Below are 11,858 nucleotides of genomic sequence, written 5' to 3'. Positions count from 1 at the left end.
CAAAAAGCTCAACATTTCTAGTTGAGCTTTTTATTTATAATATTGTTAGTTTATCTTCTCAATCAACCTCTCCAATCTTTCCATCATCTCATCCTTCTCCTTCAGCATCCTTTCATAAAGTTCCATTTTTTCTTCATGTAACTTTTTTATTTCTTCAATAGGGTTTACGTTAAAAGTAGGAGTATGTCCTGTATTCAAGAAAGAACCGTTATTAAACGTATTAGAAATAATATTCACTGCCTGCTCCTCATCAAAATTCTGAAACGCTTCCACCGGAATTTTCAATACTTCAGAAATTCTTTTCAGTAAAGGGTCTTCAATAATTTCTTTTTGCTCCAGCAGAGAAACTTTCTTCTGGAACAGTCGTCCCCAAGGTCAAGAGCTAGTGTTTCCTGTTTGATGCCCAACATTTCCCTGAAGTATCATACTTTGTAACTTTGATTCATTTTGTGTGGTATGACAAATTAAATTTTATAGTAATCTTTACTGTTTACCATATTGATTAAAGGTACCAATTTACTTATACTATATAAACTTCAAACAACAATTTTCTCTATATTTGTACAAAGCACAACACAACCACTATGGAAAAGCTAAGAAGTCTAAGAAAGAAAAGAGGATACACTCAGGAATATATGTCTAACATCCTATCAACGGATGTTTCCAATTATTGCAGAAAGGAGAGTGGAGATGTAAGAATATTTGACGATGAGTGGGAAAAGCTAGCAAAAGCTCTTGACGTTCCAGTGGAAGATATTAAAGAAGAGCGAAAGTCTGGCGGAGTTCATAATGAAAATTTTACTCTTAGCGATAGTGCTACTGCTGGGAACTATTATGAACAATATTATAACATTCCAAATCAAGTAATGGACAACCTACAGGATTACATTAAACTTCTGAAAGAACAAGTTGAAGCTTTGAAACAGGAGATTGAGAAATTAAAATCAGAAAAGTAATCTTCCTTATGTAAGTATAATAGATCATAAAAGAATAAATACTGCTTCAATGAAGTGGTATTTTTTATGATAAGAAGAATGAATTAAAGAAACCACATGAATCTACAAGAATTAATCAACTACTTCCGCAAGGGAGGATCCTATAGAGACTTTTGTCAGGAACAATCATTGGATCAGACTTCCGAAGCGATCGAAGTCTATATGGAACAACCTTTAGAACTGAACAATAACCTGGCATTTTTCGAAATTGAGACGACAGAAGGAAGTCTGGAGTTTGTGAAAGATGGAATAAGGTATTACAGCTTATTTGGGTTTCCTTATTTTTTGAATGTGCTTAAGGAAATCAGGGATCATCAGGAGCTGAGTGATAAAGAGGTTGCCGAGCTTTTGTTTGATCATGTGATCAGCAAAGAGTAGATTTTTTGTGGGTGAAGTTTCTATTTCTTATTTTCGGTTTATGTCACATATGATAACTTATAAACTGTAACGTATTTTCTGCTTATGAAAGACACTTTTGACATGGAAGATCAATACCTCCTTGAAGTTTTATACAATAGGTCGTTACGGGATCTTCCGGGAGAAGAATGGAAGCTGATTGAGGGCTTTGAGAATTATATGATCTCCAACCATGGAAGATTAAAAAGTTTGGAACGGGTAACTCAGATGCCTCACGGCGGCGAAAACAGAGAACCGGAGATGATTATGAAGCTTATTCTTGTCAAGCATTTTAACAAGTATCTGAATCGCTATCTTTATAATATACATGGCACATTGTCACGGGAGGGAAAAAAATGCCGGAAGTCTATCGCACGTTTGGTATACTATCATTTTGTTGAAAAATTTGATAGCAATGACCGTACGATTCTCATTTCGTGTAAAGATGGCAATAGATTCCATCTGCACAGCAGTAATTTAGAAGCCATTTCTGCCAGTAAAAAACAAACGAAGATCTTTCAGGAAGATAGAGGTAGAAATGTAAGGGTTGATTATGAACAAGCCGTAAACCAATATAGCGTTGAAGGAAATCTCATTGCTTCTTTTGAAAGTATTTATGCAGCAAATGAAGCACTAGGTATCGCCTGTGAAAGTATAATGGATGTCATCAGTAAAAGATTTCTGACTGCAGGAGGATTTCGGTGGTTTCTACAAAGTGATAATGTTAAAAAAGAGGATTTTGTAATTTCTCCAAAGCCTGCAAAAGATAGACTACTCAATGAGTCTCTTTGGAAAAAACTGGGTAAGCCACCAATTGATAAAAAAAAACCACCTGGCTGTATGAATCTATCTCTTAAAGATCTTCCTGGTGAACAATGGAAACCGATACCTGGTTTTGAAGCACAATACCTTATTTCTGATAAGGGAAGGGTGAAAAGATTGGCTAACTGGACGTTAAAAGGACGGAGAGTTTTTTTACAAGAACAAATTCTATCCCTTATTATGAGTGTTCAGAAGAATACTGATTTTTATTCTCTTTATGCCATATTGCGATACAATGGAAGAAAAGCTGTTGTAACCGTCACGCGACAGCTTTATTATAGTTTTGTAGAGGAATTTGATATCAAAGATAAAACGCTGATTGTTGTTAACCATAATAAGCCATTGTGGAATATAGATAAGTCAAAACTTTCATTGCAGAACATCCATTCTGTTTTAAAAAAGAAAGTATAAAAGATTGTTCAGGATTTGATCTGAGTCAATTTCGCCTGGAAAAATCTTTTAGCGATCCTACACACTCTCAATTTTCCATTCTTCATTCTTCATTCTTCATTCTCTTTTTTATTTTCCATTCATAAAAAACCGGATCTATTCTAATAATTACTATCTTTAGTTTCACAACCCGGTCCCTTGGAAAAGTACTCCAACATATCGCTTCATCACCGCCAGCTGCAGGATTTTGGAATAAAGCTGATGCCTTTATCGGTTTTATCTGAAAAGGAAACCGGAATTCACCGGGACGATCATTATATGTTTATCCTTCAGCAAAAAGGAGATTTTACCCTTGAAGTAGATTTCAACACTTTGGATTTGAAGGGAGCTTTCCTGTGTTTTGTAGCTCCGGGACAGATTCACCGGTATGTACATCAGCAGGATACGGAAGGTTGGTTTTTGTTTGTAGACACAGGAGCCATTCCTCAGCATTACCGGGAAGTTCTGGAAACCTACCAATGGATCCGCCAATCGGTGGAGGTTAATGAAAGGGATGTCGTCTTTGATATTCCGGGAATACTCGAAAAGATCGATGAGACGGATAGCTTGCATACGGTTTCCGTGAAACAGTCTTTGGTAGAATCGGTTATTGGAATGATGGTTTCCCAGATCATGAAATTTCAGGTTTCGGAGCAGACCAGTACCGGACAGAAGTATACCATTACCCGGCAGTTCAAAAAACTGGTGAAAGAAAATTTTAAAAAGATCAAGCAGGTACAGCAATATGCACAATCCCTTGTCATTACGCCTCTGTATCTGAACGAAGCGATTAAAGAAGTAACCGGCTATCCTGCCAGCTACTGGATCCAGCAGGAGGTCTTGCTGGAAGCCCGCCGGCTTTTGTTTTATACGAAAATGAGCGTTAAGCAGATCGCGGTTGAATTAGGCTATGATGATCCTGTTTATTTTTCGAGGTTTTTCAAAAAAGGAACAGGGATGACTGCCCTTCAGTTCAGGTCCCATCACAAAGATTTGTCTCATAAAGACCATTAATCCGCTATAGGAATCCCCTGTATTACCCGATAATTTTGTATCCGTCAATCATTAAAAAAAGAGAACGATGGATACAATAAATAGAATACCGGTACAGAAGCAAATACGAATTGCTATTGCAGGTGCAGGATTAGGAGGTTTATGCCTAGCCCAGGGACTGAAAAAGAAAGGAATCGAATGTGTCCTTTTTGAAAAGGACGAAGCGATGAACACACGAACCCAGGGATACCGGATCAGGATCAATGAGCAGGGCAGGCAGGCACTGGAAGATTGTCTTCCGGAATCGCTGTATCAGCTATTTATGGAAACTTGTGCCGCGCGAACCAAAGGACTGAAAGTTTTTACTTCTCATCTTGAAAAAACAGGAAAAGAGCTGGTTGATTCCTGGAGTGACGGCATCCGGGAAGTTCCCGATCTGAAACCCAACCGGCTGACTTTACGGGAGATATTGATACAGGGCCTGGAAGAGCAGATCCATTTTGGAAAAGCGGTAACAGATTATTGCAGGCTGGAAAACGGGGAAGTATTGCTTTCTTTTGCTGACGGAAGCACTTATACTGCTGATCTTGTTATTGCGGCAGATGGCGTAAATTCCCGGATCGGCACTGAATGTTGCGGAGACCAAAAAGTAAATACCGGAAATATAACCATCTACGGAAGGACGTTCCTAACAGATGAAAACCGCGAAGCAATTGCTGCTGAATTGCGGACCGGGACTTCTGTGATTCTTGGAGATCAGTTTTCATTAATTGCCGATGCGATGCAGTTTGATTTTTCGAAACACAATAGTTCATGGGATGCATTAAGTCCGTTGCAGGATTATTTCTATTGGGCCTTTATCGGAAAGCCGGCTGCTTTTGGATGGCCTTTGCAGGATTTCTATACGCTTTCTTCACAGGAGATTTTTAATCATATTCGAAGGGTTACCGATAATTGGCATCCCCAATTAAAAGCCCTCCTGGACTTCGGGGATCAGCAGTCTTTAGTCATGGGTCCGATCAGATCTTCATTGCCTAAAGAAAAATGGGTGTCCGGGAATGTTACGGCTTTAGGGGATGCAGTGCATGCGATGAGCCCCGCCGGCGGAGTAGGAGCCAATACAGCATTCAGAGATGCCGCATTATTGACAGCGAATATCGGTGAAGCCGTTTTCGGCAATACGGAGCTTGCTTTAGCGATTGAAAACTATGAAGATGCAATGAGAATATACAGCAACGAAGCCATTATCATGTCTCTTGAAGGTGGAGAAGTATTGTATGGAAACCCGGTGAATGGAGAATAGTCCCGAAAAGGATAATAATAAACCCAGTGTAAAGCCTGCTACTGCAGGCTTTTAAATTTTTATATATTTTTTTACCTGGTATTCATTTTATTTATATATTTGATATATCAATTATATTTATGTCAATTAAATAATTTATCATGGCTCAATCGGAATATACTATTTTTTACAGCATAGAGGAATCGATCAAATCTTATCGTCAGTTTGCCCAGAAGCAGATCAGTGACATGGGATTTGACATTACGATCGATCAGGGATTGGTCCTGAGTATAATTAATGAAAATCCGGGAATTGCCCAGAAAGATATTGCGAGGCGGGCTTTTAAAGATCATGCTTCGGTAACCCGCATTATCGAGCTATTAGTGAAAAGGAATTTTTTGAAAAGAGATTCTTTTGAAGAAGACAGACGACGGTTTAACCTCATCCTTACCGGGGAGGGAAAAGATATTTTAAACGATATTCAGCCCATCGTGAATGCAAACAGGAAAAAAGCAGTTGAAGGCATTTCTCCGGAGGAGATTGAACTGCTGAGAAAGCTTGTTAATAAGATTACAGTTAATTGCAGAAGCTGAAACAATACAGATGAATTGTAAGGTTCCACATAAAAATCCATTCCATGAAAATTTTGTGTAAATATACTATCCTGAAGGTGGGTCTTATGATCGTTTTTCTGGTTTCCTTTGCTCATGCACAGGTGAGTGATACCATAACGAGCAAGGGCCGGTACAGGAATTATCTGAAGTTCCATTCCCTGATCCGGGATACCTACATTATTCCGCATTGGTACAAGGATGGAAGCCGCTTCTGGTTTGCTGTGGGAGTTCCTGAAAATACGATGGTGTATGAAGTGGATCCGGAACACAATACAAAGCGTCCTTTTTTTGATCAGGACCGTTTAAGGAAAGCACTCACTCCATGGTTAGATAAGGAACCGGAAAATAAGGGGTTACCGTTCAGTGATTTTGTTTTTGTAGAGGATGATAATGCTGCGGAATTTTTTGTTGAGCATAAAAAGTTTAGACTGTACCTGAGAGATTATAAGATCTTAAAAATTGACGGAAAGGAAGAAGTAACACAGCCATTGGCAGGCATTATGTCGCCCGACGGAAAACAATCTGTTATTATGAAAGATCACAATATCTGGCTGATTAGCCATTCCGGACAAAAAGAACAACAGCTTACTACCGGCGGAACGGATGATTATCCCTGGACCGTCGAGAATGGGTGCTGGTCAAAAGACGGTAAAAGGCTGCTGTTGAAGAGGTCTGATGGAAGGAAGGTTCATCACTTGCCTGTCATAGATTATTCGGAACCTGAGGAATCTGTGACATACACTGTGTATGCAAAGACAGGCGGGGCTATTGAAATTCCCGAACTTTATGTACTGGACATTGATTCCGGAAAGATGATTACCATAAAAGAAGGTTCCGGCATTCCCCAATATGTATTTCCGGTAGGATGGACACAGGAGGGTTCAGAAATTCTTTTTATGCGCCTGGACCGTCTTGGGAAAAAACTGGAGTTTCTGGCCACGAATCCTGACACCGGAGCAGGCAGGACAATTCTGAGCGAAGAGGCTAAAACCTTTGTATCCGGGTTGGATTTCCTGACCGGCAACTGGAAACGTCAGGTCACCCTTTTGAAGGAGCGCCCTTCTTTTATATGGATGTCGGAACGTGACGGATGGAGACATCTTTACCTGTATAGTATGGATGGAAAACTAGTCCGCCAGCTGACATCAGGAAATTTTCCGGTCACCGGAGTGATCAGAACGAATGAAAAATCAGGACTGATTTACTTCACGGCGAATGCCGAAAAAGAAGTGTATTCTACCAATGTATATCGCGTCGGTCTTAACGGAAAAAATGGTAAAAGATTAACGCCCGCTCCCGGGATCCATACCTATTCCCAGTTTTCACCTTCCGGGAAATATTTTCTGGATACCCATTCCTCTCCGGATACAGCTCCCGCCGTTGAGCTCAGGACGACGGATGGAAAGTGGTTGCAACAGGTTCATCAGGCTGATATCACCAAGCTGCAAAATATAGGGTTCAGGGCTCCTGAAATTTTTAAAGCTAAGGCAGCTGACGGAATTACGGATCTTTATGGAATCATGTACAAACCTTATGATTTCGATCCATCTAAAAAGTATCCTGTCGTAGAAATGGTGTATGCCGGCCCTTTTATCAATATTGTACCGCATCGGTTCGGGCCTACAACATCACTTTCGGTTCAGGCACAGGCATTGGCTCAGCTGGGATATATCACAGTAATGATGGACACAAGAGGAACGGTTGAAAGAAGCAAAGCTTTCCAGGATGCTGTTTACAGGAATATCGGAAGATATGAAATTGCAGATCGTGTGGCTGTTTTCAGGCAGCTTGGGGAAAAATATTCCTATATGGACATGAAGCGTGTTGGTATTTGCGGCCATTCATGGGGTGGCTATTTTGCCATCCGGGCTATGCTGATGGCGCCTGACCTATACAAGGTCGGCATTGCTTCGGCACCGGGTGAACTGACAGAAGGCGCAGAAATTAATGAACCTTATATGGGACTGCCGGAAGATAATAAAGAAGGATACGAATGGGGAACGAATACCCATCATGCCGCAAACCTTAAAGGTAAATTGCTTCTTATACATGGAACAAGCGATATAAATGCCCCGCTTTCAACAACCATCCGGATGATTGATGCGCTAACGAAAGCCGGAAAAAGGTATGACCTCATCCTGGTTCCCGGAAAAGGACATGATATAGAAAATGAAGACTACGTAAATGATACAATCCGACGGTATTTCGAAGAAAATCTGAAAAACACAGAGAAATAAAAAAACGGTCGTTGAAGGCATAACCTCAGCGACCGCTTTTTTGAAAAAAATATATCAAGAATTTAATCCTGTATGATAAGCTTTTTGGCATCAGTTACTTTGCCATCTGCTGTCATTTTATACACATAAGTGCCGGACTGAAGTTCTGATCCGGAAAGTCGTATCGTTCCGTTTCCCTTCTCACGAAGAGGAACAGATTTAATAAGCTGTCCGGAAATATTGTAGATGTCCAGTGAAGCGGTTTTTATATGGTGAGGTAAAAAATACCGGATACTTGTTTCATTCTTTGCCGGGTTAGGGACATTTTGCCCCAGGAAAGGGACATCCGAAAGGGAAATATCAGTGATGGCATTTTTGCTTACAAGAAGTTGCTTGAGTTCTTCAACGGTATTTTCAAGGGTTTTGATACGGTCTTCAAGCTTTTGAACAGTTTCATCAGAAGGGGCCGTTCTGGAGAGAATAGAGTTGGATACCATGACGTTGCCGTTAGAATCCACAACCAATGCGCGTCCGCTTCCTACGGGCAGATCCTGAAGCCTTACGGTTCCTACGGTATGGAAATTAGCTGTAGGGGCGTTGGTTCGTATTCCTACACTCTGGTCTTTGATCAGCATTGTTGAATTACCGGACATTCCCAGCATAATAGAATAGGGGATGGTATTGGTAAGCTTGGCTCCGCCGGTTCCTGCTCCGATAACGAATGAACGGTTACCGGTAGCTGCAAGGTCGATTCCAAATCCTCCGGAATACTCTTCGGTAAGATCGATTCCCACTCCTAGTGCAAATTCATTATGGTTCCTGATGATGTTCTTCCAACCCAGTGCAACCGATTTGCTGGCATTGTTCAAAACAGCATTATCCTGTCCGCCTACGATATTAGCTCCTCCCGCATTACTGAGGTTATTGGTCCATCCACCAACAATGCTGCTGCCGGCCTGGCCTCCCAAAGTATTGGATATTCCCGCAATAATGCTTCCTTTGGCTTTTGAGGCATTGGTATTATTCGTTGTTTCTACGATAAACGAACCGAATTCATTCAGAAGTGCCTGATTGGGATTTGAAGTGGCGCCGTTTGTTCTCAGATACAGAATTCTGCTGTCTACGGTGCCTACGTAATTGTTGGGTGCAATTCCGCTGTTTCCATTGACCAGCCATTGTTGGGCGCCAGCCATACCCGTTAGAAATACCATAGCCGCTGCTATGCTATTTTTCACGCATAATAGTGATGTTCTCATAAATTTGAGTTTTGATGGTTATTAGTTGTCACTAATTTAGGAAATATTATGGCATAAATAATATTTTAGTCACTTTTGTGGGATGTATTTTATAGGTGTAAGTGTTTGGAATCTAGTACTGAAAGGGTTGTGTTGGATTATGGTTAATATCTATTCTATTTATTTATGTCATCTAATTATCTGTATATTTACTATGCAGAGCGTATTGGCCTGGATCTGATCATCAAAAAATATCCTTCAAATTTTTTTTGAAGGATATCATGATAGAGAATTATTAAAAAAATGGTTGCTTTATTGTTTAAGCTGTTCAGCCTTGATATATACTTTGCCCTGATCATCTTTCCAGGAAGGGCCTTTTACATAGATCGAATCACCTACTTCATAACGTTTGTAGGTACTGCCGCTTTTCTGAAGGTTCACAATACTGATCGTTGCCACGTATTCTTTCCCGTCAGCATCCTGAATGGTGGCCATATAGCCGTCTTTTCCATTTTCAATTTTCGTGATCTTTCCTTTTGCTTCGATCGTCATATCTTTTTCCTGATCTCCTGACTGTGCGGATGGCTTTGCCGTACAACTGGTCATGTTGAATATTCCTAATGTTAAAATCGCTAATGCTAGTATTTTTTTCATTGTATGATAGCTTTTTGTTATTATTTTAAGTTTTTTACCTTGTTTTTATTATATTGTTTTCTTGTTCAAAGCCCATACCAAAGCAGGTTTCGAAGTAACATTAGTTGGTTTATATCTTAAATCCGGTAATCCGAAAATCTTGCATCTGTTTTAAAATATTTTTGTCTTTTGATTTAATTTATTTTTTAATACGGTGTCCCATAAGCATATACGATAATTATAAAGTTTCGGATTTATTTTAAATTTTCATTTTAAAGCCTTCGTGGGAAGCGGTGAATCCAAGCTTTTTATAAAACCTGAGTGCCTCAGTTCTTGTTTTATCCGACATCAGCTGTACGACATCAGCTCCGTTTTCTTTAGCCCGTTGAATCACCAGGTGAAACATTTTTTCACCCAAACCCTTTCCCCGCATCGACGAATGGATACGCACAGATTCGATTAATGCACGTTTACTTCCTTTGTGGTTGAGGTATTGAAGGTACGTGACCTGTAGGGTTCCCAAGATCTCATCATCCCGATTGACCAGAACCAGTAAATCCTGATAAGGGTTTTGTTCGATGCTTCTGAAGGCTGAGATATATTGTTCGTTCAGGGGATTCGAAACTTCTTCTCTGTTTTTTCCCAGTACATCATCAGCCAGCATTTCTATAACCGTCTTTAAATCGCCGAATGTTACTTTGCGTAAATTGAGCTCGTTATTTTTTTCTTCCATAGAGTAAGATTCTTTTAAATGCATAAATGGCAGGAAGCTTGGGGAAACTTGTAGCAATGAGGGCTTTAAACTCGTGGGTAAATTCTTTTTGCTGTTCTTCATCCAGCCTTTCCAGATAGGGGATTAAAGCGGAACCGGAAATAAAATTGAACAAAGTATCATGATCTTCCGCAATGATAGGATACACTTTTTGAAAAAGATTTAATTCTTCAATTCCATTCTCGAATAAGATCTGAGCATATTCATCTATTGTGAGCACTGCAGAAGGCCGGTTCCATCCCTGTAAATAGCTTTTAAAAGGTTCTTCCCCGGCAAGAGCCGTTAAGATCTTGTTCAGGGTGTTTCCCGGTTGGTAAGGCATCTGGATGGCGACCTGTCCGTTTGTTTTAAGTTTTGAGATCAGCTTGGGGAATAACTGAGGGTGATCATCAGACCACTGAAGGGCTGCATTGCTGAAAATAAGGTCCCAGGTTTCATCACTCGTGAGCATCTCTTCCGTGGTGGACATTCTGAAATGAAGCCGGTCATTTTCCAGGGTCTTGGATTTTTCAAGCATTTCCGGAGAGGAGTCGATTCCGATAAACTCGGCTTGGGGAAATTTTTCTGTGAGAATAGCCGTTTGTTCTCCCGTCCCACAACCTAAATCTATGGCCTTCATCGGCGTTTCCCCGGTAATGAGTTCCGCAAGGTCGAAAAAAGGTTTGAAACGTATATTTTTAAATTGATTGTAAATGTCAGGATTCCAAGGCATAACAAATGTTTTTAATTGATCACCTGAATTTAGTTATTCCTGATTAAATGGGAGGATAAATTTGATTAAAACTTTCTTAAATTAAAATGGAAACCGTTGATTATAGTATTTTTTAAAATAGAATTTTTATGTGTAGATTTTAAAGGTGGTGAAGAATGGCTTTAATTGCGATCTGTATTTTATACAAAAATGTGTTTTTCTATACATGTACCGGTGATTGAAACCTTGTAATTTAAAACCTGACCTTCAAAAAAGGATGTCTTTGTACTTACAAAACTTTAAATGATCTGAGTGCTTTCTTTAATACTGTTCATCACAAAAATACTTTTTGTCTGCCCGATCCCTTCAATCTCCGAAAGTTTATTCACAAAAAACTCATGAAACTCATCCATATTGGGAGCCAGGATCTTTAGCATAAAATCAAAATCACCACTGATGTTATAAAACTCAACAACTTCTTTTAATTTGCAGACCTCTTCGATGAATTTTGTAGCCATTTTTTTATTATGGGCATTCAAAGCGATCATACATATGACCATCATCCCTTTATTGACTTTTTTCCGGTCTAAAACAGTAGTGTATTCCTTAATAATTCCTGATTTTTCCATGCGCTTAATCCGTTCATGGGTGGGTGTCGGACTAAGATTGATGCGTGTGGAAATATCCCTTACACTTAGTTTGGCATCTTTTTGCAGCAAACGCAGGATAGAGAGGTCTTTTTCGTCGAGGGTATATTTTTCGGGTTGCATTTGTTCTGTT

At 39.8% G+C, this 11,858-nt stretch carries 12 protein-coding genes and 1 pseudogene; 7 read left to right on the top strand and 6 right to left on the bottom strand.

Features of this window, described 5'->3' with window-relative positions; genetic code table 11:
• Positions 1-45 precede the first annotated feature (45 nt).
• Positions 46-410 (bottom strand): annotated as a pseudogene (locus G9C87_RS06625) (XRE family transcriptional regulator).
• A gap of 174 nt (positions 411-584) precedes the next feature.
• Between G9C87_RS06625 and G9C87_RS06620 the strand changes: the two are divergent.
• From G9C87_RS06620 to G9C87_RS06590, 7 genes are all read left to right on the top strand, one after another.
• Positions 585-956: a helix-turn-helix domain-containing protein gene (locus G9C87_RS06620; protein ID WP_172279364.1), complete on the top strand. Its 372-nt coding sequence runs from the start codon at positions 585-587 to the stop codon at positions 954-956.
• Positions 957-1,052: 96 nt separating this feature from the next.
• On the top strand, positions 1,053-1,373 hold the full coding sequence (locus G9C87_RS06615) for a hypothetical protein (protein WP_172278350.1): 321 nt from the start codon (positions 1,053-1,055) through the stop codon (positions 1,371-1,373).
• A gap of 84 nt (positions 1,374-1,457) precedes the next feature.
• Complete coding sequence (locus tag G9C87_RS06610; RefSeq protein WP_172279362.1) at positions 1,458-2,624, top strand: NUMOD4 domain-containing protein; 1,167 nt, start codon at positions 1,458-1,460, stop codon at positions 2,622-2,624.
• A 177-nt stretch (positions 2,625-2,801) separates the two neighbouring features.
• A complete protein-coding gene (locus G9C87_RS06605; protein ID WP_172279360.1) occupies positions 2,802-3,656 on the top strand; it encodes a helix-turn-helix domain-containing protein in 855 nt (284 codons plus the stop codon).
• Between the two features lie 67 nt (positions 3,657-3,723).
• Positions 3,724-4,938 (top strand): FAD-dependent oxidoreductase, encoded by a 1,215-nt coding sequence (locus tag G9C87_RS06600; RefSeq protein ID WP_172279358.1) that lies wholly within the window; start codon positions 3,724-3,726, stop codon positions 4,936-4,938.
• A 140-nt stretch (positions 4,939-5,078) separates the two neighbouring features.
• A complete protein-coding gene (locus G9C87_RS06595) occupies positions 5,079-5,510 on the top strand; it encodes a MarR family winged helix-turn-helix transcriptional regulator (RefSeq protein ID WP_172279356.1) in 432 nt (143 codons plus the stop codon).
• Between the two features lie 44 nt (positions 5,511-5,554).
• Positions 5,555-7,768: a S9 family peptidase gene (locus G9C87_RS06590; RefSeq protein ID WP_172279354.1), complete on the top strand. Its 2,214-nt coding sequence runs from the start codon at positions 5,555-5,557 to the stop codon at positions 7,766-7,768.
• 62 nt (positions 7,769-7,830) lie between these two features.
• Here the strand turns inward: G9C87_RS06590 and G9C87_RS06585 are convergent, their stop codons facing one another.
• The 5 genes from G9C87_RS06585 to G9C87_RS06565 form a co-directional block, all read right to left on the bottom strand.
• Positions 7,831-9,003, bottom strand: coding sequence for a T9SS type A sorting domain-containing protein (locus G9C87_RS06585; RefSeq protein WP_172279352.1), 1,173 nt, complete (start codon positions 9,001-9,003; stop codon positions 7,831-7,833).
• A 291-nt stretch (positions 9,004-9,294) separates the two neighbouring features.
• On the bottom strand, positions 9,295-9,636 hold the full coding sequence (locus G9C87_RS06580) for a hypothetical protein (protein ID WP_172279350.1): 342 nt from the start codon (positions 9,634-9,636) through the stop codon (positions 9,295-9,297).
• A 238-nt stretch (positions 9,637-9,874) separates the two neighbouring features.
• Positions 9,875-10,348 carry a GNAT family N-acetyltransferase gene (locus G9C87_RS06575; protein WP_172279348.1) on the bottom strand — a complete coding sequence of 158 codons (474 nt, stop codon included), beginning with the start codon at positions 10,346-10,348 and terminating at the stop codon, positions 9,875-9,877.
• Positions 10,332-11,099, bottom strand: a complete 768-nt coding sequence (locus G9C87_RS06570; protein ID WP_172279346.1) for a methyltransferase domain-containing protein — start codon at positions 11,097-11,099, stop codon at positions 10,332-10,334. The genes G9C87_RS06575 and G9C87_RS06570 overlap by 17 nt, the downstream gene beginning before the upstream one ends.
• A 278-nt stretch (positions 11,100-11,377) precedes the next feature.
• Positions 11,378-11,848, bottom strand: a complete 471-nt coding sequence (locus G9C87_RS06565) for an Lrp/AsnC family transcriptional regulator (RefSeq protein ID WP_172279344.1) — start codon at positions 11,846-11,848, stop codon at positions 11,378-11,380.
• Positions 11,849-11,858: the final 10 nt, after the last annotated feature.

Origin of the sequence: Chryseobacterium sp. LAM-KRS1, assembly GCF_013184525.1 — a bacterium.
GTDB classification, from domain to species: Bacteria; Bacteroidota; Bacteroidia; order Flavobacteriales; family Weeksellaceae; genus Chryseobacterium; species Chryseobacterium proteolyticum.
This window is presented reverse-complemented; position numbering and strand designations above follow the sequence as displayed.